Source organism: Pseudarthrobacter sp. NPDC080039 (assembly GCF_040702335.1).
GTDB classification, from domain to species: Bacteria; Actinomycetota; Actinomycetes; order Actinomycetales; family Micrococcaceae; genus Arthrobacter; species Arthrobacter enclensis_A.
Genome location: NZ_JBFBKY010000032.1, coordinates 1 through 22,438 on the forward strand (window position 1 = coordinate 1; position 22,438 = coordinate 22,438).

The window sequence follows — 22,438 nt, forward strand, 5'->3', positions numbered from 1 at the left end:
TTGGCACACTATTGAGTTCTCAAACAACAGACACACCCGGCACCACCCAAACCAACGTTCAGGATCGCTCCGGAGCAACTTTTCAAACTTACCCGATCCCCCGCCCCGACGCAAATCCATCATTCAGGATTCCCACCGGCAAGAAGACCGCCCCAACCCTTTTCCAGCGCCCTAAAGAGCAACCAAATAATGGCTTTGATTTGGGGGTTTTTGGCCACCCGGTGAACAGTTCTTCACTGTCTCCCCCGCGGCGACTTAGAAAACAATACACGCACCCCGCCCCCACCGCAAACCGGCCCTCCCGGGGCTGGAAATCCCCGGGATTCCGCGGCGAAACCCGGGGCCGGGTACCCAGGCAGCCTACCGGCGTCGTCATTCCGCCCTGTGTGCTGCCGCACACGGGTTTCGACAGGCTCAACCACCGACTACCGGGTGGGTTAAACGCAGAAGGGCCGGCAACCCTAAGGTTGCCGGCCCTTCTCAAGCAGCTGGAATCAGCGGTGCTGAATTACCAGGATGACTTGGTGATGCCCGGGAGTTCGCCCCTGTGTGCCATGTCGCGGAAACGAACACGGGAGATGCCGAACTTCTGGAAGGTGCCACGGGGGCGGCCGTCGATGATGTCGCGGTTACGCAGACGGATCGGGGACGCGTTGCGGGGCAGCTTCTGCAGGCCCAGGCGGGCTGCTTCGCGTGCTTCGTCGGTTGCGTTTTCGTCAACCAGGGTCTTCTTCAGTTCGAGGCGCTTGGCAGCGTAACGCTCAACGATGACCTTGCGCTGCTCGTTGCGAGCAATCTTGGACTTCTTAGCCATGTTTAGCGCTCCTCTCGGAATTCGACGTGCTGGCGGATCTTGGGGTCGTACTTCTTCAGGACCATGCGGTCCGGGTCGTTACGACGGTTCTTGCGGGTTACATAGGTGTAACCCGTGCCCGCGGTCGACTTGAGCTTGATGATGGGACGTACGTCCTTGTCCTTAGCCACTAGAGCTTCACCCCACGAGCCAGAATGTCGGCGACGACTGCGTCGATACCGCGCACGTCGATGGTCTTGATGCCACGTGCAGAAACCTGCAGGGTGACGTTACGGCGCAGGGACGGAACCCAGTAGCGCTTCTTCTGGATGTTCGGATCGAACCGACGCTTGTTGCGGCGGTGCGAGTGCGAAATGCTGTGCCCAAAGCCCGGCTCGGCCCCGGTCACTTGGCAGTGTGCTGCCATGACTTCTCCTCAAGAATTGAAAGTAATGATCCGCATATCTGCTGCTGGACCATGCTGCCAAGTGCGACCCACAGAATGTACGGGCAACGGTTAGTTACGCAACTTGAGCCCCTAACTACCGGCCGCCTGGAGAAAATTACCGGGCAACCGGAGCAATTGCGCACGCTCCGCGCACTTAGCGCCTACCAAGTCTACGAGTTGACGCAATTAAAGACCAATCGGGTGTATAAGAGGCCGCGGTGGGCGCAAAGGCACAGGTTGGGCTGTCCCCTATTCACAGCAGGGACATAGCTTCCCCCCGCATCTTTAGATGCATGAACACACAGCTCCTGCCGGCATCACCGGCCGCAAGCAGCTCCGGCCGCCCGGAGCTTTCCCCCGGGAAAAGACCGCCCCGCGGCTGGTTCGCCCGCCAGTACCGGCAGCGCATGCTGCGGACGGACCTGCTTACCGTCATTGCGTGGGCCTCCGTTGCCGCTGCCATCGCACTGTGGCTTGCCGACGGCAGTGCCACCAACATTACTTCCCCCGCCTCCCTGTTCACGGCGGCGGGGATCATGGCCGGGCTGGCGGGCATGGACCTGGTCCTGCTCATGCTGCTCCTGGCCGCAAGGATTCCGTTCATCGACCGCACCATCGGCCACGACCGTGCCCTCGAGTTCCACGGCAAGCTGGGCAAACCCTCCCTCTACCTCCTCCTGGCACACGGCCTCCTGCTCGTCATCGGATACGGCATGGCCGAGGGGCTGGACCCTGTCAGCGAGGCCGTCAACCTGTGGGTTCAGGTCCCCGATATGTGGCTGGCCTTCGTGTCCATGGCGCTGTTTATCGCCGTCGTCGTGACGTCCCTGGTGGCTGTCCGCCGTCGTTTCCCCTACGAGTTCTGGTACGTAGTGCATCTGCTGACCTACGCGGCGGTCGCAACATCAATCCCTCACCAGTTCAGCGTGGGCGGCCTCTTTGCGGCCGGCAGCTGGCAGCGCTGGTACTGGCTGGCCATCTGCATCTACACCGGCAGCGCCCTGGTGTACTTCCGCATCCTGGAGCCGGTGCTGGCCACGGCGCGGCACCAGCTCACCGTGGCCCGGGTGGAGGCTGTGGCGCCGGGCGTGGTGAACATCGTGATGCGGGGCCGGAAGCTGGACCAGCTGGCTGGGACGGGCGGCCGTTTCTTCATCTGGCGCTTCCTGGCCCCGGGCATGTGGTGGCACCCCCACCCCTTCAGCCTGTCCGCAGAGCCTGTTTTCAATGGTCCCGACGGCCAGGGGACGCTGCGGGTGACCGTCCGCAACCTTGGCAGCGGCTCCGCCCAGCTTCTCCGGCTGCGGAAAGGCACCAAGGTGGCCCTGGAAGGCCCTTACGGCCTGCTCAGCACGGCCGCCCGGACGAAGAACAAGGTGGTGATGATCGGCGCAGGCATCGGCATCACCCCCCTGCGGGCGCTGCTGGAAACCACCCCGTTTGCCCCCGGCGAGGCCACGGTCCTGCTCCGCGGGCGCACGGAGCAGGAGCTTTACCTGGGCAGCGAAATCCTTGACCTCTGCCAGTCCCGCGGGGTCAGGCTCTTCCACCTCACCGGTCCGCGGGCCCATGGCCACTCGGCCTGGCTCCCCGAAGACTCGGTGCGCAACGGCTACAGCCTTACCTCCTACGTGCCGGACATCAGGGATGCGGACGTCTACGTCTGCGGTCCCGCAGCGTGGGCGGCCAACGTCATAGCGGATGCCGGGAAAGCCGGCGTCCCCGGGGAACAGATCCATCACGAAAGGTTTGACTGGTGAAATTACGCGGAACAGCCGCAGCAGCTTTGGCCTCCGCCGGGATCCTCCTGGCTGGTTGGCAGACAGGCACCCAGGTCAACGGCATCAGTACCGTCGCATCAAGTACGACGGCGACAGGCACCACGGGTGCCACCGGTCCGGGGCCATCCGGCACAGGTTCGTCCGGCACGGGTGCGTCCGGATCCACCGGGTCCGCGGGGGCGTCGGGTTCGTCCAGCTCCTCAGGGTCCTCCGGTTCCTCTAACTCCTCTGCCTCGGGCACCTATAAGGGCAGCACCGTGCAGACGCGTTTTGGTCCGGTCCAGGTTCAAATCACGGTGGCAAACGGCAAGATCACCGATGTCACGGCACTCCAGCTGACCAATTCGGACGGCAAGTCCATGCAGATCAGCAACCGCGCGGCCCCCCTGCTTCGCAGCAAGGTCCTGGCCGCGCAGTCAGCAAATGTCCAGACCGTCAGCGGCGCCACCATCACCAGCGACGCGTACCTGACCTCACTCCAGGCAGCCCTCGATGCAGCGAATCTCTGACCCCCTGCCGGGCACCGGGGGCACCGTCCTCAAGGCCCGCACTTTTGAATGCATGGGAACGGTCATCGGCCTGACGCTTCCGGTGGGCAACCCGGCGGAAGGGCACGCGGGGCTCGACGAGCTCGCTGCCGCAACCGCCGTCGTCGAACTTCTTTTCCGGGACCTGGACGAAACCTTCAGCCTGTACAGGCCCGATTCGGAGGCGAGCAGGCTGGCCCGCGGTGAGCTAAAGCTGTCCCAGGCCTCGGCGGGGATGCGCGAGCGGTACGCCGAGGCGCACGAATGGCGCCTGCGAACCGAGGGCGCGTTCACCCCCGAAAGGCCCGACGGCGTGCTGGACCTGTCCGGGATTATCAAGGGCCACGCCATCCGGGAGGCGGGAACCTCGCTCCTGGCCTTGGGGCGGCGCGATTGGTGCCTCAATGCAGGTGGCGATGTGCTGGTCAGCGGCTCACCAACGCCCGGCAGACGTGAAGCGTGGAAGGCCGGAATCGTGGACCCAGCGGACCGGCGCACCCTGATCACCGGCTATGCGCTGGGCGGCAACAGCCCGCACCGCGCGATCGCCACCTCGGGCTCTGCTGAACGCGGTGAGCACATTTGGCGGGTGGGAAACAGCGCCGAGTTTGTCCAGGTCACGGTGGCCGCCACGGATATCGTCACCGCCGATGTCCTGGCCACGGCGATTGTTGCCGGCGGAACGCGGATGCTGGACCGGGCCGCCGACAACTGGGACGTCGCGGTGCTGGCCATCCGTGCCGACGGCTCGATGCTGGCGACGCCGGCCTTTCAACCGGCCTGATGGCCTTGGCGGCGCTGCCGCTAGAGGCGGGTGAGCTGCGGATACCTTGGCTGCAGGTTGTCCCCGGATGACTTGCCGGTGACACGGCGGACCACCCACGGCGCGGCGTACTCACGGAACCACTGCGCGTTGGCGCGGATGGCTTCGGCGCCGCTCAGTTCCGGCACCGGGGTCATGGGCGGGACATCGATGGAGTGCTCGTATTTGAGGACCTCAAGCACGCGCTTGGCCATGTTGGCGTGGCCGGCTGCGGACATGTGCATCCTGTCGTGCGCCCACATGCCCCAGTCGTAGTACTCGCTGAAGCGCCAGTAATCCACCAGCAGCGCGCCGTGGTCCCCGGCGATTCCGCGGACCAGTTCGTTGTAGATGGCGGTGCGGCCGCGCATGGTGCCGAAGACCTTGGACCCCCGGGCGTCGAAACCCGTAAACATCACCACGGCAGCACCGGTGGCGGCGAGCTTCCCGACGGCGTCGTTGTATTCCACCAGCAGATCGTCAATGTCCACGCGGGGACGCAGGATGTCATTGGCGCCGGCGTAGATGGTCACCAGGGTGGGATTAAGTTCGACGGCGGCGTCCACCTGCTCGGCCAGGATTTGCCGGAGTTTCCTGCCGCGGATGGCCAGGTTGGCGTAGCCGAACTCCGGGTCGGCGGCGCAGAGCTGTTCGGCCACCCGGTCCGCCCAGCCGCGGACGCCATTGGGGCGTGAGGGGTCATCGTCACCCACGCCTTCGGTGAAGGAATCGCCGAGGGCCACGAACCGGGAAGTAAAATCCATGCGGTTAGTTTGCCACCCGTTGCCGGAAGCAACCAATCAGCGGGTCAGCTTTTGGTTTCCCGCAGGATCCAGTGGTCCTTGTCCAGCCGTCCCACCACCTTTTCCCCGATCCGGGCCAGGTCCAGAACTTCCTGCTCGGTCAGGGCGTCAAGGAACAGGTCGCGCACGTCCTCGACATGCGCCGGGGCCAGGCCCACAATGGTGGCCATGCCTTCATCGGTCAGGTGGGCCGTGGTGACCCGCGCGTCCGAGGGGTGCGGGCGGCGTTCCACCCACCCGCGCTTCTGCAGCTTGGTGACCACGTGCGAGAGGCGGGACAGGGAGGCGCTGCTGCGGGCAGCGAGTTCGCTCATGGGCAGGAACCGGTCCTCGGCTTCGGAGAGCATGGCCAGGACGGTGTAGTCGAAGAGGGACAGCTTCCCCGCAGCGTGGAGCCTGGTGTCGAGGGCCGCAGGCAGCAGCGTGTTGATGCTCACCAGCGCCAGCCAGGCACGGCGTTCGTCGGCGGTGAGCCAGCGGGGTTCGGTCATGCGCCCCATTCTACGATTGATCTTTCAAGTAGCCCGCCCGGCCCCAGTAGGCTTGCCCCATGTATGTTGTCTCGCTCACCTACCGCGTGCCCCAGGAGATCGTCGACTTCCACAACGACGCGCACATTGCCTGGCTGCAGAAGGCGTTCGACGACGGCGTCTTCATCGCTGCCGGCCGCAAGATCCCCCGTACCGGAGGGTTGCTGCTGTCGCAGGCTGAACGGCAAACCCTGGATGCCAGCCTGGCGCAGGACCCTTTCTACACCAACGGCGTGGCCGACTTCGAGGTGCTGGAGTTCCACGCCGGCCGGGTGGCACCGGGGTTTGAAAACCTGCTGGACACCCCTCCCCAGCCTGCCCCTTAAGGCTCGGTCCCGCCGTCGGACCTTTCCGCCGCCAGCTTCTTCAACCCGCCTTTTCGGGGCACCTTCACCGGCTCCGGCCAGCGGGGAGTGAGGGTGTCCCCCAGGGTGACGCCGCGCAGCTTGCGGCCGAAGAGCGGCAGGACCCAGTCGTGGACCCAGCGCCGCTGGCGCCGTTCCCATTCCCGCAGGGTCATCCTGGGCGGCGCTTCCCAGTCCTTCGGCTTGATTTTGTGCGGCACCCCTAATTGGTCCAGCACCTGCCCGGCAAGGTACTTGTGCCCCGCCTTGGACATGTGGAGCCGGTCAGAGTCCCACATCCGGCGGTCGTGGAAGGCGTCCAAACACCAGTAGTCCACCAGCACGGCACCGTGAGTGTCCGCGATCTCCCGCACCCGTTGGTTGTAATACGTGTTGCGCTTCTTCAGCGGTTCAAGCAGCGCAGACACTTTGACGTCGAACCCGGTGAAAAGCACCATGGTGGCCCCCGTCGCGGCGAGTTCTGCAACGAGCTGTTCGTAGTCCGCCATGAGCGCGGGCATGTCCGTCTTCAGGTCCAGGATGTCGTTGCCGCCAGCGTAGAGGGTGACCAGCGTAGGCCGCATCCGCAGCGCGGGCGCCAGCTGCTCGTCGATGATGTGCCGCAGCCGCTTGCTCCGGATGGCCAGGTTGGCGTACCTCCACCCGGGCTGCGCCTTGGCAAGTTTCTCCGCGACCCGGTCCGCCCACCCGCGCACCCCGTTGGGCAGCCGCTCATCCCGGTCCCCCACACCCTCGGTAAACGAGTCACCGAGGGCAACAAACACCCGCCGCCCGGAGTCAGGAAGCAAGGATTCAGGCACCACTGCCTCAACCTAACGGGCCAAGGAAAAGCAGGGACGACGCCGGGATGAACAGCGAGTGAGCGCGCGTTTCGGTTTTGGCGGCCAAAGGTGAGCTGGCGTTGCGAAAATACGGGCAGGATCTGACGGGGCGTTGGAGGTTGGAGCGCAGGATCTGATGGGGCGTTGCAGGGGAACGGCGCCGAAGGGATGTGGATACCCCCACGGGGCCCCTTGGACAGTTGACTTCCAATTTGGCAGGATGGCCTTGCCGGTCCGGCGGCAGAACCACCGGAACGCTGAACAAGGAACAGGACAACGGAAACGATGCGCATGCAGAAGGCCGTCCGGGCCGCCGCTGCCATGGAGAGCGGGGTGGCCGCTTTGGCCTGCTCCGCGGAGACTGACTGACTCCCCCGTTACCCCTTGCCCGGCTCCGGGCTGCCCACCTTCACGAAAGTTCAGCCATGCAATCAGTCACGCCTCAGCAAATCCGTTCGTCCTTCGTCAACGCCAGCCGCTCAGAAGCCGCGAAGCTGACACTGCCCAAAAACTTCGACTCCCTGGACTGGGACAGCCTGGAGTTCCTCGGGTGGCGCGATGAGAAGATGCCGCTGCGGGGTTATCTGGTGGTTCCCGGACCCAAGGGCCTCACCGGCATCATGCTGAGGGCGCCCGAAGGCGGCGCCCGGAAGAAGCGCTCGGTGCTGTGCGAGCTCTGCCGCGATGTGTTCTCAAAGGAGGACGTCCTCCTTTGGGTCGCCAGGCGGTCTGGCCAGTCCGGGCGCAACGGCAACACCGTCGGCACCTTGATCTGCGCGGACTTCGTATGCTGCGGCAACGTCCGCAGGGAACCGCCGGTCAATGAGATCAACCCGGACCCCGCAGCCGTGGTGCAACGCCAGATCCAGGGGCTGCAGGAACGCACCGCGCAGTTCCTGGGCCGCGTGCAGGCCAAATAGCGGCGCAGCCCAGGTAGGGCCGGTTACCGCAGGACGATATCCACCGGGTTCGCCTCGGACCGCCAGGCGCCTTCCTCCCCTGGGCGGGGCCGGATAACGGGCGCGGTGAGCACGCCGGAGCGGTTGGTCCGCCGGTCACGGAGGATTTCCGTGACCGAACCCAGGTGCCGGGACAGGTCAATCACGTTTTCGGGGGCCGCCAGCAGCAGCTGGAACCCGAATTCGTGCAGCGCCTTGATCCCGGCACCTGCGAACTCCTCCGACGCGAGCACGAAGGCCTCGTCCATCATTACGGTGCCGTAGGTGGTGAAGCCCTGTTCAGCAATGCCCAGCTGGTAGCTCAGGGCCGCGGCCATGATGAACGCCGTGAACCGCTGCCGCTCACCGCCGGACATGGAACCGGTATCCGCATGCATGAACACCTCGGTCTTCCTGCCCCCACGGGGACCGGTCACCTCCCGGTGCTCCTTGCACTGGATGAACAGGTGCCCGCGCACGTCCAGTACCTCGGCCCGCCAGCGCCGGTCCTCCGGCGCCTGGGAGCCGAGCCTCTTCACCAGGGTTTCCAAGGATTTGTAGCGCGCGGTGAGCTCACCGTCGTCGTCCGGGTCCGGACCTGAACCGTCGGGTCGCCCGGTTTCGGCCTTCACCGGCCGCGTGTGGCGGGCCTTCAGCGCGTTCTGGATGGCGTCCTTGAACTGCTTGGCCGTGGGCGGCAGTGTCTGCTTGATGTCCAGTTCCAGGTAGCTGCCCTCGTGGAAGTTCACCTGCGACAGGATGCCGTTCAGCGGCAGGATACGGCTGGTGATGGAGCGGCGTTCCTCGTCCAGCAGGTGCAGTAGGGTGCTGAAGGACTCGTGCGTGCGCTGGTTGAAGAACTGCCGGAACTCAGCTTCCTGCGCGGGCAGGCCGTCGTTCACGATCGCGTGGTAGCGGGCCTCGAATTCGCTGGCCGCGCCGACGCTGGTGCCGTGGTCCGCCGAGATGGCGCTCCCCCACTCCCGCACGAAGCCTTCAAAGATCCGGGTAAGCCGCTCGGCCGTGGCCTGCCCCCGCGACTCGGCGGCGTGCAGCTCGCCCAGGAGGGCGGTGCGCACACGGTTGGCAAGGTTGTCCAGCTCGTGCATTTCGGTCACGTCGCCAAATTCCACGAAGTGCGGCTCCAGGGCTGTGACTGTGGCGTCCGACGGCGGTGCCTCGGCAAGGCGGTGGCGCGCGGCTTCCAGCAGCGCGTCCGCACCGGTCAGCTGGCGGTCCAGCGCCTTGTATTCGCTTTGCAGGACCGCGGCGGACTCGGTGCTGGACTGGTGTTTTTGCCGGACTTCCTCGATGGTGGCGCGGAGCGGTTCCAGGTCCGCCTGCGCTGCCAGGGCGTCCTTAAGCCGCTGTTCGATCCGCGTCAGCTCATCGGCGGCAACGGCGGCAGACACCTGTTCCCAGGGGCGGTCGTCTTCCGCGATCCGCCGCAGGGCATCGAGCTGCCGGCTCAGGCCCTGGTGGGAGTCTTCGCGGCTCTGCGCCAGCTCGGCGGCCTTGGCCACTTCCTGCCGGAGGTCCTCCACCTGGCCGGCCACGAGTTCCAGCTTGGCGGCGTTGTCGAAGCCCAGGACGTAATCCTGGCGGCTGGTAAAACGGTCGTCTTTTTCCACCGTGTGCCGGTTGCGCTTGACCACGCCGCCCAGGCTCAGGCCCTTGTCCAATGCGGCCAGCTCGTCCGGATCCTCCACACAGGGGTAGGCGAAGTCCAGGGCGATCCGCTCCCTGACCCACTCCCCCGCCTCGGCAGCGGCACCGCTGGCGAGGATGTCCAGCTTTGTGAGCAGGTCGCCGTCGCGCACATCTTCAACCGCGAGCGCGCCGCCGGCCAGCGGCTTGGACACGTCCACTGCCCGCAGCGCACCGCGGACGTTGTGGTCATTGAGGTAGCGGGTGACGGCGGCGAAGTGCTCGCCCGGCACCAGCAAGGTGGTGGCCAGGCTGCGGAGTGCGCGTTCGGCAGCGGGGCGCCACCGTTCCTCCCCGTCCGCGAGGTCCATGAGTTCGCCGGCGAACGGCATCCGGTCCTCGGGGATGCCGGTGGCGGCGGCAATGGCGGCACGGTTTTCAATGCTCGACGGCGGCAGCAGGGATTTGCGCGTCTTCAGTGACACGAGTTCCTGTTCAGCCGCCGCCAGCTCGCGTTTCCGGCTGGCGTGGGCGTCAAAGGCCTCAAACCGCAGCTCCTGGAGAGCCTGCGAATCATCCTTGATTTCGGCGGACCTGGCCGCCGCCTGCTCGTGCGCCTGCTCCCAGCCTTCAGCCGACCACTCAAGCTGCAGTCCGGCGTCGGCCAGTGCCTGCTGGGCTGCCTCCTCAACCTGTTGGCGGAGCTTCAGGCCGACGCGGGCGTTCTCCAGCGACTGCTCGATGGCCGAGATGGCGTTGCCACCCTGGTTGTTGTAGTCCGTTTCCAGCTGCCGCAGTTCCTTGGCCAGGCCATCGCGGACCGCCCGTTCGGCACCGAGCTCCTTGGCTTTTGCCTGCGCCAGCTCCTTGAACCGCGCCAGCGTCTTCTGATGGACCGTGACGGCGAGCTGCTGCTTGTATGCCTCGAACTCCCCGCCCACCAGCTCCCGTAGCCGGTTCGCGTCCAGCAGCGACTGCGCGTACTCCCGGTTCAGGCCCGGCACCGGTGCCAACTGGTCGCGCTGTTGCCGGACATCCTCCAGCCGCTGCCGGATGGACATCAGGTTGCTGAATTCTTCCACCACGTCGTCCGCGGCGGCAAGCGTCGCCGGGGCGTCGAGGACCTGATCGCGGAAGAAGGTATTGACGCTGCCGCCGAGGCCCTTGCCCGCCTGGATGACCCGCAGGAGGGGGAGCGCCTGGTCCGAGCTTATCCCCAGCAGTCGCCGGAAGCGCTCGGCGAAGGCCTTGTGCACGTCGAACACCTGCGCGTGCGGAAAGAGCGCCTCCAGCGCACCTCTGGTGAAGCGCTTGTCCACGATGCCTTCAACGGCTTCGAGGTCCAGTGGGACGTTGTCGATCAGGTAGAACCGGCCCACGCTGGACTCGGTCCCGTTCTTCGGCAGGTCGAACAGCGCCGACACCGTCACCCGCGTGCCGGCGGCGTTGTCGAACGTCAGGGCGACGGCGGACCAGGTGGCCCCCGGGCGCTGGAAGGCACTCGCCGAGCCCTCCCCCACGGCCTTGTCCCCCACCTTGCCGCGCATGTAAGTGAACGTTGTGCGCTTGTCCTCAACCGCGCCGCCGGAACGCTGCGCAGCCGCCTCATTGGACCGCGGCCGTGCATCGAAAACGCGCAGCATCGCATCGAAAAGCGTCGACTTGCCCACGCCCGAGTTGCCCGTCAGCAGTGTGCCGTTCCGGTCCACGTGCATGGTGTGGGCGCCGTGGAATGTCCCCCAGTTGACCACCTGCACCAGGGCCAGGCGCATCTGCCCCGGGTTGGTCACATCGCCCAACGGCAACATGCTCGCGACCGTCATTTGGCTGCCTCCGCTTCGTCCGGGTCCTCGTCGTCGCTATCCGCAGGTCCAGCCGCCGGGCCGGCGTCGAGGTCCAGCATTGCCTCGGTGCCCGTTGCGTCTGCCGCGGCCGCCACCAAAGCCTCGATATGGGCAGGAATGTCGCCGATGTTTTCGAACGGCAGGGCCAGGGGAAGCGCGTTGGAGATGGTGTACACCTCGTCCAGTCCGGTGGGGAGCAGGAGCTGGCGGGCCAGGAGCTTGGTGATGGCGCGGGTGACCACGTCAGCGTCGCGCAGTGCATCCTGCTGGCCGGCCGGCTGGTAGTGCGCCACGAGGTCGGTGATTTCCTCGCGGGTGATGGTGGGGTCGGTCTGTGCCGTGACATGCCGGTCCAGCAGCAGGCGCAGCCGGAGCAGCACAATGGTCTCCACCCGGCTCAGGGCGCGCTGCTGGCGCAGGATGCTGGACCTGGTGCTGCCGCCGATCACGTCCGGGTCAACGGGACGCAGGACCGCGATCTTCCGCTCATGGTCAAGCTGCAGGGTCAGGAACAGCTCCGAGAGCCGGCTGCGCAGGATCAGCTGGTTGTCCAGCAGCACCGTCCACAACTTCTCGTCCCGGCCGCCGTCGATGTAGGGCCCTTTGAGGAGTTTCACCAGCGCCTGCCGCACCTTCATGGGCAGCACCCCGGTGTCGCCGGGGAACAGGGCGGCGCCGTCCACAAAGGTGTCGCGGGGAGTAACTGCTCCGGTGATTGAGCTTGTCGAAATCCGGGTTTCGACTGGCTCAACCACCGGTTCTGGTCCAACCACCGGCGTCGTGATTTCCTCAGTCATCTGAATCCTTTGCGAGCGTGACCACGGGCAGGTAGGCCCTGCGGGTGGAACCGTCTATCTGTTCGAAGTCCAGGCCGTCCAGGGCCCCGCGGTTGAAGTCCGCACCCCGGTGCAGGGCCTCGGAGAGCAGCGCGCGGATGCTGTTGATGTGCTGCTCTTCGGGCGGCAGCTGCTGCCAGGCGTCGGCCAGCGTTGCAGCTCCTGCCATAGCCGCCCGGACCACCGCCGGTTTGGCCTTGCCCGTCCTCGGCGAGCGCACGCGGTCGGAGTCGGTGAAGGCGATGGGGTCCGCCAGGCGGGGCGGCGCCGCGAACTCGTCCGGATCGAAGAGTTTCACCATGGACAGTGACTCGAACCCGGCGTTGTAAAGAACAGGGCCGGGCACCAGGCCGGGGCGTTCCCGCTCGTAGGGGAGGGACCGGATGGCCTGCTCCGCCTCGCGCAGAACCTGCCGCAGCCGGACGGACTGGCGGAAGTCGTCGCTCTGGACATACGTGTTGAGGCTTTCGCTGAGCTTGCCGTAGATCCGCTGGATCTGGCTGTGCTGCTGCCGGAGCTCAGCCACCAGGTTCTTCAGCGTTTCCCGGTCCTCGGGCGAAAGATCATCGGCAAACTGGCGGCTCAGCACCTCACCGATGGCCGAGCGGAACCTCAACTGCTGCTGTGGGTCCTCCAGGAACGCCGTGAATGACCGGAACGTGCGGCCCTCCGGGCTTTGACGCAGCCGCTTGTCGGCCTCAAGGACCTGGGCCATGGTGGCGCCCTTGGTCAGCGACTCTTCGATGATCTGGTTGCGCAGCCCGCCCACCAGTTCCTCGATCCGGTCACGCATCTTCTTGTAGTCCGCAGGCAGGCTGGCGGCGAGGTCCAGGATGTTTCCGGCGGCCTCCACGGCCTCGTCGTCGTCAAGCAGGCCGTCGAACTCCCCGGTGCTGATGTCCTGGATGAGCTGCTGCCGCTCTTCGATCTCCTCTTCCAGGGCCTCGAGGCGTGCACTCTGGTCCGGGTTGGTCTCGTTGGCGAGCTTTTCCACGTCGCCCAGCAGGGTGCCCAGGCGGGAGCCGTTCAGGGTGGACCGCTCGCTGGAAAGGCTGTCCAGGAAGGCAAGCACGCGTGCGGCGGGCTCGGTGGCTTCGTAGACAATCTGCCCTGACTGGTTCCGACGGGTCAGGAACTGCCGCCGGGTCCATTCGTCACCGAATGCCTTGCCGTTGGCCCCTCCTCCCAGCCCGGGATCCTGGCGCCGAAGTTCCTCGAGGAAGGAGTCGACGTCGGCGTGGAACTCCTCGAGCGGCACCTGCGGACGGGTGCGGGTAAAGGAAGCCTGGAGCACCGCGATCACCCAGGGCGCCGAGCGCGTCAGGGCCCACGCGGGTCCTTTGGTGAGGAGTTCGAGGTCCCGGAGCCGGGCGCTGATGGCGTCAGCGGATGACCTGGCGGAGCGGGGCACGCACTCTCCTTGGGCTGGTGGCTGTTGGACTGTTCCGGGACTGGGCAGGGCGGTCCGAAAGGGAGCGGACCGGAAAACTGCCAACTACAAGGTTAACTCAGCCCGCCGCGACCACTTCGTGACCTACCTGTGGGTAGTGTTTCAATCCCGTATCAACAGTCACTTCTGCCCCATCCCGCTCTGGCTCGCTTCGCGGCTGTCCCCCTACGCTTCTGCTACTGGTCTTCGCGAAGCAATCCGTTCGCGCCGCAGTTATTCACCACAGCAACGCCGCAGCAGGGGGATTCATGCAGTTCGATCCAAGCTCAGTGGAAACAGCCACGATGGTGTTCATCGGAACGCTGGTGTTCGGCGCCATCCTGGCCGCATTCGTCATCACGGCCGGGCTCATTGCCCTGGCATTGCTGGGGGCGGGCAAGCTCACCTGGATGGTGGTGGCCAATACGCTCCTCGCCGTGGTTCACGGCATCAACGCCGGATGGGACAAGCTGGTCCACCGCGCCGCCGCGGTGGATCTGTCGGGAGATTTCCAGGGCCAAACGTCCCCTAGTACCGGAACCTACCCGCGGGTAATCTTGAGTGACAGCTGAAGGGTTCTCCAACCCCGGCGGATCCATGGCTACACCGGCCGATCCGGCCAAGGAGATGACCCATGACCTCCGCCACTGACAGCCAGGCCAAGGACGCCCCGGCTGACGAAACCCCCGTCCCTGCCGGCAACATCGGCGCCGGTGCCACTGCTGAAGATGCGCGGGCCGTCGCGGAGGCCGCCCGTGAGTCAGGCTGGGACCGCCCAAGCTTCGCCAAGGGCCTGTACCTTGGCAGTTTTGACCTCAGCCTGGTCCACCCCTGGCCCGCGGCCGAGCCGGATTCCGTTGAGCGGGGTGAGGAATTCATGGCCCGCCTGACGGAGTACGCCCGCACCATGGACGGCCGGGTCATCGAGCGCGAAGCGAAGATTCCCGACGACTACATCAAGGGCCTGGCCGACCTCGGTGTGTTCGGCATGAAGATTCCGGAGGAGTACGGGGGGCTGGGCCTTTCACTGGTCTATTACGGGCGTGCCCTGGCACTGCTGGGCAGCGTGCATCCCAGCCTCGGCGCGCTTATTTCGGCCCACCAGTCCATCGGAGTGCCGGAACCGGTCAAGGTCTTTGGTACGCCCGACCAGAAACGCGAGTACCTGCCCCGCTGCGCCGCCGGCGCCGTCACCGCGTTCCTCCTTACCGAACCGGACGTGGGCAGCGACCCCGCCCGTCTGGGCAGCACCGCAACGCCAACCGACGACGGCGACGCGTACCTTTTGGACGGCGTAAAGCTTTGGACCACCAACGGGGTGATCGCGGAACTGGTGGTGGTCATGGCAGTGGTGCCGGCACACACCGATCCCGACGGCACCCGGCACAAAGGCGGCATCAGCGCCTTCGTGGTGGAGATGGATTCACCGGGCATCACCGTGGAAAACCGGAACTCCTTCATGGGCCTGCGCGGTATCGAGAACGGGGTGACCCGCTTCCACCAGGTGCGCGTGCCCGCCGCCAACCGGCTGGGCCGCGAGGGCCAGGGCCTGAAGATTGCACTGACCACCCTTAACACCGGCCGGTTGGCGTTGCCGGCACTCTGCGTGGCCTCCGGAAGGTGGAGCCTGAAGATCGCCCGCGAGTGGTCCAACGCACGCACGCAGTGGGGCAGGCCCGTGGGTGAACACGAAGCCGTGGGTAAGAAGATTGCCTTCATCGCCGCCTCAGCCTTCGCGCTGGACGCGGTCTTTGAACTCTCCGCCGAACTCGCCGATGCCGGCCAAAAGGATGTCCGCATCGAGGCTGCCCTCGCCAAGCTCTGGTCTACCGAGATCAGCTGCCGGATCGCCGACGAGCTGGTCCAGATCCGGGGCGGACGCGGTTTCGAGACGGCCGAATCACTGGCGGCACGCGGAGAACGCGCGGTGCCCGCTGAACAGCAGCTGCGGGACCTGCGGATCAACCGGATCTTCGAGGGATCCTCGGAAATCATGCGGCTCCTGATTGCCCGGGAAGCCGTGGACGCGCACCTTGCCGCCGCGGGCGACCTTGCCTCGCTTGACGCCAGCCTGGCCGACAAGGCGAAGGCCGCCGTCGGCGCTTCCGGCTTCTATGCCAAGTGGCTGCCCAAGCTGGTGGCCGGCGCCGGCATGGACCCCCGCTCCTACGGCGAATTCGGCAGGCTCGCCCGCCACCTCCGGTTCGTGGAACGTTCGTCGCGCCGGCTTGCCCGGCAGACCTTCTACGGAATGGGCCGGTGGCAGGCAAAGCTTGAGCGGAAACAGGCTTTCCTGGGCCGGGTGGTGGACATCGGCGCAGAACTCTTCGCCATGACCGCCTGCTGCTCGCGCGCCGAGATGCTCCTCAAAACGTCTCCTGAAAGGGCTGCAGGGGCTTATGAGCTGGCCGACGCCTACTGCGAGCAGGCAAGGGTACGGGTGGACGAGTACTTCGACCAGCTGTGGCGGAACACGGACGACGCCGACCACGCTTTGACGCGCAAAGTCCTCGCCGGGGACTACACGTGGCTGGAAGTGGGGGTGCTGGACCAGTCCGAGGGCACGGGCCCGTGGATTGCCGACGCCTCCCCGGGGCCGTCGAAGAAACAGGACCTGCACCGGAAATACCGGTAAAACCGCAGGTCACAAAATAGTAAGCACGCTTGCTATCACTGCAGGCGGGTGGTTATGTTGAGCCATGAGCAGCTCAACGGACCCAGAGAACCTGCCTTCCCGCCGCGCCCGGGAGGCCGAGACCACCCGCGGCGGAAGCCACCGGGAATCAGCAGCTGACGACGCGGCCACGCGCTCATTCGAGCAGCCGCCGGCCCGCGCCGTGGAACGGGACTACATCCCGCCCTCCGCGGAGCGGGAGTACCAGCCCGCACCCACCACTGCCACCCCTGTAGTGGAGCCGGCGGTGGATCCTGCGCTGGCGGACAGGGAAACCGCTGTCGCACGGCAGAAGGAACGTTTCGGCGGGATCAAGGCGGGCTCTGCCTTCTTCGGCTGGCTGACGGCCACCGGCATGGCCGTGCTGCTGACCGCACTGGTGGCGGCGGCGGGCACTGCTGTAGGCCTCGCCAACAACACCAACGTGAACGAGGCCGTAAACCAGGCCGCGCAGAACAGCGGCACGGTGGGGCTGGTAGGGATCATCGTCCTGCTGGTGATCCTGTTCGTCTCCTACTACTGCGGCGGCTACGTGGCAGGCCGGATGGCCCGCTTCAACGGCGTCAAGCAGGGGGTGATGGTGTGGATCTGGGCGCTGATCGTGGCCATCCTGGTGGCCATCCTGGGCCTGGTGGCAGGGCAGCAGTTCAACGTCCTGGCCAACCTCAACAGCTTCCCGCGCATCCCCGTCAACGAGGGACAGCTGACCACCACCAGCATCATCGCTGCAGTCGTGGTGGCGGTAGTGGCCCTGGTCGGGGCCGTCCTAGGCGGCCTGGCCGGCATGCGGTTCCACCGCAAAGTGGACCGTGCCGGATTCACTCCGGACAGCGAGTTCTACGTCGACAGGGATTAGTCAGGCGAGGATGTCGCCGTCCACGTAAAGCCACCGGCCGCCCTCCCGGACAAACCTGCTGTTCTCGTGCAGGACGCCGCGGTCCGCGCCGTGCCGGTAGTAGGCCTTGAACTCCACAGTCCCCGCAGTATCAAAGGGCCCGCCGCCGCTCTTGGCCAGGATGTCCAGGCGGCGCCATTCCATGGAGGGGTCCAGGTCCAGGCCGGATGGCGCCGTGGACCGGTGGTGGGTACGGAGCAGGTAATCCTCATCCAGCCGCGCGAACGCCGTATAGCGGGACCGCATCAACTGCTCAGCCGTTGCAGCTTCGGTTTGCCCTGAATGGAACCTGCCGCAGCACGCAGCGTACGGCTCCCCCGACAGGCACAAGCAGTTTGCGGAGTCAATCGATTCGGTCACCCGGCGATGCTGTCACATCCGGTAACAGCTTCGCTACAACCCCGGCCATGACGCGGTCCGGGGCGGCGCGGCCCGGCAAAAATCCGTATGGTGGAGAAGGGCCTTGCCCCGGCGCAGGATGCCGGGAACCGGCCCCGGATGCAGGCAGAGAGGAGAGAAGACGTGGGGACCCCGGACACTCTCGTCCTCAACCTGACCTTCCTGGGCACCATGGGCGTCGCCCTCCTGATGTTCGCAGTCCTCTTCCTTCTGGGCGTGCTCACCCTGGTCCTCGCAGGCATGGGGCGCCTGGCCGTCATCGTCCTGATGACCCTGCTCGGACGGGGCCCCGCGAAACGGGACGCCACCGGAGCCGAAGGGGCAGCGGGGCGGCAGCCGGCACCGCGCAAACCCTTCCGGGAACGAGCCGCCGCGCTGAAACCGGACCGGCTGAAAGAGTCGCTGCGCACCGCCGTCGTACGCCATCCGAAACTGGCTTCGGCGCGTCCCGAGCCGCCCGTCCTCGCCGAAGATTGGGCCTCTGCCGTTGCCGAGGCGGACAAGCGGGCCGAGGCCAGGGCCAAGGCGGAACGGCCGGAAATCAAGCTGTCCGTGCGCGACCTCCCCGACCCCGCCGTCCCGGCGGACAAGGTATCCGAGGTGGCCCCACTGGTGGAGTCGGCCCTGCACAACCACCGTCCGCCGCACGAAATGCCGCGGTCCTTCAAGAAGCCCCAGCCGCCGCATCCGGTGCCGCCCCTGGATACGGGGTCCCTCGTTTCCCTGGCCAGCCCCCAGCAGGTGCTCAAGGAGCAGGCACGGGATAACGGCTAAGCCCTTACCCTGAGTAACCATCTGGGTTAGCGTGAAACCCATGGAATTCAGATACCTCGGAAACAGCGGTTTCAAAGTCTCGGAAATCACGTTCGGCAACTGGCTGACCCACGGCTCACAGGTGGAAAACGACGTCGCAACCCAGTGCGTCCGGGCTGCCCTGGACGCCGGCATCAGCACCTTTGACACGGCGGACGTCTACGCCAACACGGCCGCGGAAACCGTCCTGGGGCAGGCCCTGAAGGGTGAACGCCGCGAGTCCCTGGAAATCTTCACCAAAGTCTTCGGCCCCACCGGCCCCAAGGGCAAGAACGATCTTGGCCTGTCCCGCAAGCACATCATGGAGTCCATCAACGGTTCGCTGCGCCGGCTGCAGACGGATTACGTGGACCTTTACCAGGCCCACCGCTACGACTTCGAAACGCCGCTGGAAGAAACCATGCAGGCGTTCGCGGACATCGTCCGGCAGGGCAAGGCGCTGTACATCGGCGTCAGTGAATGGACCGCCGACCAGCTCCGCGAGGGGCACAAACTGTCCAGGGAACTGGGTTTCCAGCTCATCTCCAACCAGCCGCAGTACTCCATGCTCTGGCGCGTTATCGAAGCCGAGGTGGTCCCGGCGTCGGAGGAGCTGGGCGTGTCCCAGATCGTGTGGTCGCCCATGGCCCAGGGCGTCCTCAGCGGCAAGTACCTGCCCGGCCAACCCGCTCCCGAAGGCAGCCGCGCCACGGACGAAAAGGGCGGCGCCAAGATGATCCAGCGGTGGATGCGGGACGACGTCCTTGCAGCCGTGCAGGACCTGAAGCCGATCGCCCAGGAGGCCGGCCTGTCCATGCCGCAGCTTGCTGTCGCATGGGTGCTGCAGAACCCAAACGTGGCGTCAGCCATCGTGGGCGCTTCCCGCCCCGAGCAGATTGCCGACAGCGTGGGTGCCGTCGGCGTAAAGCTGGAAGCCGAAGTCCTCAAGAAGATCGACGACGCCGTCGGAGGCCTCGCCGAACGGGACCCGGCACAGACCAAATCGCCGGCCACCCGGGAAGCGTAAGTGGCGTCCCCGCCGGACCTCCCGGAGCTCGCTGTCACCGGATCCACCGGGGGCCTGGGTGGAATGGTGGCGCGGCACCTTGCCGCGTCCGGTTTCGCCCAGCGCCTGCTGGTGCGCGACGCCTCCCGGGCGCCGCAGCTGGATGACGCGCACCCTGTGGTGTGTTCCTACGGGGACGGCGCCGCCTCCCGCCAGGCGCTGGACGGGGTGAAGGTCCTGTTCATGGTCTCCGCCGCGGAGGCCGAAGACAGGTTGCAGCAGCACTATGCGTTTATCGACGCCGCTGCCGACGCCGGCGTGCAGCACGTGGTGTACACGTCCTTCTACGGGGCGGCGCCGGATGCCACCTTCACGCTGGCGCGGGACCATTACGCCACGGAGGTGCGGATCAAAGCGTCAGGGACGGACTTCACGTTCCTGCGCGACAACTTCTACCTGGACTTCCTGCCGCTGATGACGGGGGACGACGGAGTGATCCGTGGCCCCGCCGGTGATGGCGCCTTTTCAGGGGTGGCCCGCGAGGATATTGCCCGCTGCGCCCACGCCGTGCTGCGGGATCCTGCCATCCACAAGGGCAAGACCTACGACCTGACCGGGCCGGAGGAGTTGACCATGGCGCAGGCTGCAGAGGTGCTGAGTGCAGGCACCGGCCGGACCGTCAGGTACCAGCCGGAGACGGTGGAGGAAGCCTACGCATCCCGGGCCTCCTACGGCGCGCCGCAGTGGCAGCTGGACGCGTGGGTGAGCACCTACACGGCGATGGCGGCAGGCGAGATGGCAGGGCTTTCGCCGGATGTCCACGGGCTGACCGGGCAGGACCCGATCACCCTCGCCGAGTTCCTGACCCGGCCGGTGCTGTAGCCGGTTAATTTCGTTGACGGGCGGGGTGGGCCGGCGTAGACCTGTTGGCAGGGGTGTCCCTGATCCGTCACAGAATCGCAGCGCGCCATGAATTACAGGAACCAGCAGTCCACCCGGAAGTCGGCGGAACAGGCGCCGGTCCTGCCTGCAACGGCAGTTCCTGACTCCGGTCCGCTTACCCGTGAGGAGCTGCAGCTCGCCGCCCGCAACCATTCCATGCCGCTGGAAGCGCTCCGCCGCGAGGTCACGCCGCCCGGGCTCCACTATGTGCTGACGCATTTCGACATCCCCGACCTGGACGCTTCCTCCTGGCACCTGCGGATCGGCGGTGCCGTGGAGCGGGCCCTCGAACTGAGCATGGCGGCACTCCGCAGGGATCCCGCCATCACCGTTCCCGTAACCCTCGAATGCGCGGGCAACGGCCGGTCGCTCCTTGAGCCCCGGCCCCTTAGCCAGCCGTGGGTCCTCGAAGCGGTTGGCACAGCGCACTGGACAGGGGTGCCCCTGGCTTATCTCCTCGGCAAGGCGGGCGTGCTGCCTCACGCCCGGGAGGTGGTGTTCACCGGAGCCGACGCGGGCGTGCAGGGCGGCGTCCCCCAGCACTACGCGCGGAGCCTGCCGATCCGCGAAGCGCTGCGTCCCGACGTCGTTCTTGCCTACAGGATGAACGGCTTGGACCTGCCGCCGCAGCACGGCTACCCGCTGCGCCTGGTGGTCCCGGGCTGGTATGGCATGGCCAGCGTGAAGTGGCTGCAGTCCATCGAGGTGGTCAGGGCGCCCTTCGCCGGGTTCCAGCAGCAGTCCGCGTACCGGTACCAGGAATCCGCGGACGACGCCGGCACGCCGGTCACGCGCATAAGGGTCCGTTCGCTGATGGTTCCGCCAGGCGTTCCGGACTTCTTCACCCGGCAGCGGTTCCTTCCTGCTGGCCCGGTCATGCTGGAGGGCAGGGCCTGGTCCGGCGAAGGCGCTGTGACCGCCGTCGACGTGGGCATCGACGGCACCTGGGTGCCGGCCCATCTTGAGAAACCGGCCGGGGGCTTTGCGTGGCGGAGATGGAGCCTGCCGTGGGTAGCCGACCCCGGCGAACACGTCCTGGCCTGCCGCGCCACGGACATCACCGGCGCCACCCAGCCCCTGGAGCAGCACTGGAACTACCAGGGGATGGGCAACAACGTGGTACAGCAGGTCAGGGTGACGGTGGAGTGACGCTGCGGGCCCCGGGCTATACTCGGTGCCAATCATGACCAGCCTGCCTTCCTCCCCCGCCAGTGTCCGCATCGACGCGTGGCTGTGGGCCGTCCGCGCCTACAAAACGCGCTCAGCCGCCACCGCGGCCTGCCGGGCCGGCCATGTCCGGCTAAACGGCAACCCGTCGAAGGCTTCGGCCACCCTGGTAACCGGCGATACCGTCACGGTCCGGATGCCGGGGTACGAGCGCGTCCTGGAGGTGCGGCGGCTCATCGCCAAGCGCGTAGGCGCCGAGGCCGCCTCGCACTGCTTTACCGACCACACTCCCCCGCGGCCCGTCCTTCCGGCGCTTGGGCTGCCGCAGCGCGACCGGGGCGCAGGCCGGCCCACCAAGAAGGACCGTCGGGAGATGGAGCGGCTCCGGGGACCTGCGTGACAGGTGTGCCCCGCAAGGTCAGGCGCCCGCTTTGGTGCGTGCCTGCACAAGGTTAGCGAACGGCAACCGGCCGAATTCGGCCACGAAGGCAGCGTGGTAACGCGCTTCTGCGCCGTTCAGCTGGTCCGCCGGAAGCTCCTTCCACGCCATGGCGAGTGATCCGGCGTCAGCCAACTGCCAGATAAGCCGCCCGTCCCAGTGGCCGGGCGGCTTTCCTTGCCCGAAGTCGACGAACTCCTGGACCTGGCGCCGAAGCCCCCGGTTACCCTTGCTGCCGGGGCCGGCCTTCCCCACGTAGAGAACAACGGCGGCATCCACCCATTCGGCGGCCAATGCAGCCACGGGGAGGGACGGGTCTTTCTTCCTGAAGACGCCCGCGGTGCTTTTCGCGAGAAAACGCGCCTGGAAATCTTCGGGCGCCACGACCGCAAAGAGGCCTGTTCCCTGCGGAATCCTCATGGTTTCGAGGCTTTGGATAGGTCTGAAGCCGGCGAAGCCCTCGACCTTCAGGCCCTTCCTGGTGAACTGCATAGTCCATTGAACAGCATCTCCTGAAACGCTGGTGCATCAGGAGCAGCCACCGCCCCAACGAGCCACAC

Annotated in this window: 24 protein-coding genes; 13 read left to right on the forward strand and 11 right to left on the reverse strand. The window is 66.4% G+C overall.

The genetic code is table 11. The features are described from left to right. Positions 1-508 precede the first annotated feature (508 nt). Genes rpsN through rpmB form a run of 3 tightly spaced genes read right to left on the reverse strand, consistent with a single transcriptional unit; the run spans position 509 to position 1,220 of the window. Positions 509-814: a 30S ribosomal protein S14 gene (gene rpsN / locus AB0313_RS19990; protein ID WP_015938870.1), complete on the reverse strand. Its 306-nt coding sequence runs from the start codon at positions 812-814 to the stop codon at positions 509-511. 2 nt (positions 815-816) lie between these two features. Continuing rightward, positions 817-984 (reverse strand): 50S ribosomal protein L33, encoded by a 168-nt coding sequence (gene rpmG, locus AB0313_RS19995; RefSeq protein WP_013602737.1) that lies wholly within the window; start codon positions 982-984, stop codon positions 817-819. Then, on the reverse strand, positions 984-1,220 hold the full coding sequence (rpmB, locus tag AB0313_RS20000; protein WP_018763944.1) for a 50S ribosomal protein L28: 237 nt from the start codon (positions 1,218-1,220) through the stop codon (positions 984-986). Before rpmB ends, rpmG begins: the two co-directional genes overlap by 1 nt. Positions 1,221-1,534: 314 nt before the next feature. Here rpmB and AB0313_RS20005 point away from each other — a divergent pair, with 314 nt between their 5' ends. Genes AB0313_RS20005 through AB0313_RS20015 form a run of 3 tightly spaced genes read left to right on the forward strand, consistent with a single transcriptional unit; the run spans position 1,535 to position 4,333 of the window. Further along, on the forward strand, positions 1,535-3,001 hold the full coding sequence (locus AB0313_RS20005) for a ferredoxin reductase family protein (protein WP_366307844.1): 1,467 nt from the start codon (positions 1,535-1,537) through the stop codon (positions 2,999-3,001). Further along, positions 2,998-3,531, forward strand: a complete 534-nt coding sequence (locus AB0313_RS20010; RefSeq protein WP_141945141.1) for an FMN-binding protein — start codon at positions 2,998-3,000, stop codon at positions 3,529-3,531. Before AB0313_RS20005 ends, AB0313_RS20010 begins: the two co-directional genes overlap by 4 nt. Continuing rightward, positions 3,515-4,333, forward strand: a complete 819-nt coding sequence (locus AB0313_RS20015; protein ID WP_366307846.1) for an FAD:protein FMN transferase — start codon at positions 3,515-3,517, stop codon at positions 4,331-4,333. The genes AB0313_RS20010 and AB0313_RS20015 overlap by 17 nt, the downstream gene beginning before the upstream one ends. A 20-nt stretch (positions 4,334-4,353) precedes the next feature. On the opposite strand, the gene AB0313_RS20020 is transcribed toward AB0313_RS20015, so the two are convergent. Further along, the gene (locus AB0313_RS20020) at positions 4,354-5,115 is read right to left on the reverse strand and encodes an SGNH/GDSL hydrolase family protein (protein ID WP_141945138.1); all 762 of its coding nucleotides are present in this window, start codon (positions 5,113-5,115) and stop codon (positions 4,354-4,356) included. Positions 5,116-5,159: 44 nt separating this feature from the next. Further along, on the reverse strand, positions 5,160-5,645 hold the full coding sequence (locus AB0313_RS20025; protein WP_141945136.1) for a MarR family transcriptional regulator: 486 nt from the start codon (positions 5,643-5,645) through the stop codon (positions 5,160-5,162). Between the two features lie 59 nt (positions 5,646-5,704). Here AB0313_RS20025 and AB0313_RS20030 point away from each other — a divergent pair, with 59 nt between their 5' ends. After that, on the forward strand, positions 5,705-6,010 hold the full coding sequence (locus tag AB0313_RS20030; protein ID WP_141945134.1) for a YciI family protein: 306 nt from the start codon (positions 5,705-5,707) through the stop codon (positions 6,008-6,010). Here AB0313_RS20030 and AB0313_RS20035 read toward each other — a convergent pair. Continuing rightward, positions 6,007-6,852 (reverse strand): SGNH/GDSL hydrolase family protein, encoded by an 846-nt coding sequence (locus tag AB0313_RS20035; protein ID WP_141945132.1) that lies wholly within the window; start codon positions 6,850-6,852, stop codon positions 6,007-6,009. The genes AB0313_RS20030 and AB0313_RS20035 overlap by 4 nt on opposite strands. A 443-nt stretch (positions 6,853-7,295) precedes the next feature. Between AB0313_RS20035 and AB0313_RS20040 the strand changes: the two genes are divergently transcribed. Then, positions 7,296-7,790 (forward strand): FBP domain-containing protein, encoded by a 495-nt coding sequence (locus tag AB0313_RS20040; RefSeq protein ID WP_141945129.1) that lies wholly within the window; start codon positions 7,296-7,298, stop codon positions 7,788-7,790. A gap of 23 nt (positions 7,791-7,813) precedes the next feature. Here AB0313_RS20040 and AB0313_RS20045 read toward each other — a convergent pair whose 3' ends face one another. Genes AB0313_RS20045 through AB0313_RS20055 form a run of 3 tightly spaced genes read right to left on the reverse strand, consistent with a single transcriptional unit; the run spans position 7,814 to position 13,546 of the window. Beyond that, complete coding sequence (locus AB0313_RS20045) at positions 7,814-11,278, reverse strand: ATP-binding protein (RefSeq protein ID WP_366307850.1); 3,465 nt, start codon at positions 11,276-11,278, stop codon at positions 7,814-7,816. Beyond that, on the reverse strand, positions 11,275-12,096 hold the full coding sequence (locus tag AB0313_RS20050; protein WP_366307852.1) for a DUF4194 domain-containing protein: 822 nt from the start codon (positions 12,094-12,096) through the stop codon (positions 11,275-11,277). Before AB0313_RS20050 ends, AB0313_RS20045 begins: the two co-directional genes overlap by 4 nt. Next, complete coding sequence (locus AB0313_RS20055; protein WP_307312176.1) at positions 12,089-13,546, reverse strand: DUF3375 family protein; 1,458 nt, start codon at positions 13,544-13,546, stop codon at positions 12,089-12,091. Before AB0313_RS20055 ends, AB0313_RS20050 begins: the two co-directional genes overlap by 8 nt. Positions 13,547-13,833: 287 nt before the next feature. Here AB0313_RS20055 and AB0313_RS20060 point away from each other — a divergent pair, with 287 nt between their 5' ends. The 3 genes from AB0313_RS20060 (at position 13,834) to AB0313_RS20070 (ending at position 17,094) form a co-directional block, all read left to right on the forward strand. Next, positions 13,834-14,136 (forward strand): hypothetical protein, encoded by a 303-nt coding sequence (locus AB0313_RS20060; protein WP_141945121.1) that lies wholly within the window; start codon positions 13,834-13,836, stop codon positions 14,134-14,136. A gap of 62 nt (positions 14,137-14,198) precedes the next feature. Further along, positions 14,199-16,199 (forward strand): acyl-CoA dehydrogenase family protein, encoded by a 2,001-nt coding sequence (locus AB0313_RS20065; RefSeq protein ID WP_366307854.1) that lies wholly within the window; start codon positions 14,199-14,201, stop codon positions 16,197-16,199. Between the two features lie 64 nt (positions 16,200-16,263). Next, positions 16,264-17,094 (forward strand): YrzE family protein, encoded by an 831-nt coding sequence (locus AB0313_RS20070; RefSeq protein WP_307312183.1) that lies wholly within the window; start codon positions 16,264-16,266, stop codon positions 17,092-17,094. Here the strand turns inward: AB0313_RS20070 and AB0313_RS20075 are convergent, their stop codons facing one another. Then, positions 17,095-17,493, reverse strand: a complete 399-nt coding sequence (locus AB0313_RS20075; RefSeq protein WP_307312186.1) for a YchJ family protein — start codon at positions 17,491-17,493, stop codon at positions 17,095-17,097. Positions 17,494-17,655: 162 nt separating this feature from the next. On the opposite strand from AB0313_RS20075, the gene AB0313_RS20080 reads away from it, so the two are divergent. From AB0313_RS20080 to AB0313_RS20100, 5 genes are all read left to right on the forward strand, one after another. Then, entirely contained in the window at positions 17,656-18,306 is a 651-nt protein-coding gene (locus AB0313_RS20080) for a hypothetical protein (RefSeq protein ID WP_307312190.1), read from the forward strand. A 40-nt stretch (positions 18,307-18,346) separates the two neighbouring features. Next, positions 18,347-19,351 carry an aldo/keto reductase family protein gene (locus AB0313_RS20085; RefSeq protein WP_366307857.1) on the forward strand — a complete coding sequence of 335 codons (1,005 nt, stop codon included), beginning with the start codon at positions 18,347-18,349 and terminating at the stop codon, positions 19,349-19,351. Next, a complete protein-coding gene (locus tag AB0313_RS20090; protein WP_366307859.1) occupies positions 19,352-20,212 on the forward strand; it encodes an SDR family oxidoreductase in 861 nt (286 codons plus the stop codon). Between the two features lie 87 nt (positions 20,213-20,299). Continuing rightward, complete coding sequence (locus tag AB0313_RS20095) at positions 20,300-21,421, forward strand: sulfite oxidase (protein ID WP_307312196.1); 1,122 nt, start codon at positions 20,300-20,302, stop codon at positions 21,419-21,421. 34 nt (positions 21,422-21,455) lie between these two features. Continuing rightward, entirely contained in the window at positions 21,456-21,839 is a 384-nt protein-coding gene (locus AB0313_RS20100) for an RNA-binding S4 domain-containing protein (protein WP_141945106.1), read from the forward strand. 18 nt (positions 21,840-21,857) lie between these two features. Here AB0313_RS20100 and AB0313_RS20105 read toward each other — a convergent pair whose 3' ends face one another. Beyond that, entirely contained in the window at positions 21,858-22,370 is a 513-nt protein-coding gene (locus AB0313_RS20105) for a hypothetical protein (RefSeq protein ID WP_366307861.1), read from the reverse strand. Between the last annotated feature and the right edge of the window lie 68 nt (positions 22,371-22,438).

Excerpts from the sequence above, each read along its gene's own strand:
- rpsN (WP_015938870.1), bottom strand. The coding sequence starts at position 814 with ATGGCTAAGAAGTCCAAGATTGCTCGCAACGAGCAGCGCAAGGTCATC.
- rpmB (WP_018763944.1), bottom strand. The coding sequence starts at position 1,220 with ATGGCAGCACACTGCCAAGTGACCGGGGCCGAGCCGGGCTTTGGGCAC.
- AB0313_RS20005 (WP_366307844.1), top strand. The coding sequence starts at position 1,535 with ATGAACACACAGCTCCTGCCGGCATCACCGGCCGCAAGCAGCTCCGGC.
- AB0313_RS20015 (WP_366307846.1), top strand. The coding sequence starts at position 3,515 with ATGCAGCGAATCTCTGACCCCCTGCCGGGCACCGGGGGCACCGTCCTC.
- AB0313_RS20020 (WP_141945138.1), bottom strand. The coding sequence starts at position 5,115 with ATGGATTTTACTTCCCGGTTCGTGGCCCTCGGCGATTCCTTCACCGAA.
- AB0313_RS20025 (WP_141945136.1), bottom strand. The coding sequence starts at position 5,645 with ATGACCGAACCCCGCTGGCTCACCGCCGACGAACGCCGTGCCTGGCTG.
- AB0313_RS20030 (WP_141945134.1), top strand. The coding sequence starts at position 5,705 with ATGTATGTTGTCTCGCTCACCTACCGCGTGCCCCAGGAGATCGTCGAC.
- AB0313_RS20040 (WP_141945129.1), top strand. The coding sequence starts at position 7,296 with ATGCAATCAGTCACGCCTCAGCAAATCCGTTCGTCCTTCGTCAACGCC.
- AB0313_RS20045 (WP_366307850.1), bottom strand. The coding sequence starts at position 11,278 with ATGACGGTCGCGAGCATGTTGCCGTTGGGCGATGTGACCAACCCGGGG.
- AB0313_RS20050 (WP_366307852.1), bottom strand. The coding sequence starts at position 12,096 with ATGACTGAGGAAATCACGACGCCGGTGGTTGGACCAGAACCGGTGGTT.
- AB0313_RS20060 (WP_141945121.1), top strand. The coding sequence starts at position 13,834 with ATGCAGTTCGATCCAAGCTCAGTGGAAACAGCCACGATGGTGTTCATC.
- AB0313_RS20065 (WP_366307854.1), top strand. The coding sequence starts at position 14,199 with ATGACCTCCGCCACTGACAGCCAGGCCAAGGACGCCCCGGCTGACGAA.
- AB0313_RS20070 (WP_307312183.1), top strand. The coding sequence starts at position 16,264 with ATGAGCAGCTCAACGGACCCAGAGAACCTGCCTTCCCGCCGCGCCCGG.
- AB0313_RS20085 (WP_366307857.1), top strand. The coding sequence starts at position 18,347 with ATGGAATTCAGATACCTCGGAAACAGCGGTTTCAAAGTCTCGGAAATC.
- AB0313_RS20095 (WP_307312196.1), top strand. The coding sequence starts at position 20,300 with ATGAATTACAGGAACCAGCAGTCCACCCGGAAGTCGGCGGAACAGGCG.
- AB0313_RS20100 (WP_141945106.1), top strand. The coding sequence starts at position 21,456 with ATGACCAGCCTGCCTTCCTCCCCCGCCAGTGTCCGCATCGACGCGTGG.
- AB0313_RS20105 (WP_366307861.1), bottom strand. The coding sequence starts at position 22,370 with ATGCAGTTCACCAGGAAGGGCCTGAAGGTCGAGGGCTTCGCCGGCTTC.